Source organism: Pseudomonas sp. PME37.24/025, from assembly GCF_055556615.1.
The window spans coordinates 1-266 of the sequence record NZ_JBVHNK010000257.1 but is presented as its reverse complement, the minus strand read 5'-3'; the positions used below and the strand labels follow the sequence as shown (position 1 = coordinate 266).

Below are 266 nucleotides of genomic sequence, written 5' to 3'. Positions count from 1 at the left end.
CATCCCACCTACCGGTTTGGCGAAGTCCTGGCGACCTTGGCGATTACGCCCGCGCTTCCGACCTTGGCTGAGTACCTAAGCTCTGGCGATCCGACGACGGGGCAATCTTTAGGACTCCTAACTCGTGGTGGCATTCCCCAAGGTAGTCTAGTTCCCATTTTGGGCCAAGAAGCTGCCAGCGAAGAATGCGACCGGATCCGTAAACGTTATGAGGGCGGCCGCAAAGAACGCGATATAGGAACGTTAGTGTCCAAATTTCAAACCGC

1 protein-coding gene is annotated in these 266 nt (G+C 55.6%); it reads left to right on the top strand.

Features of this window, described 5'->3' with window-relative positions; genetic code table 11:
• The coding region (locus tag ACZ3HH_RS30280) for a hypothetical protein (RefSeq protein WP_465810299.1) at positions 1-266 on the top strand (266 nt) is incomplete at both ends.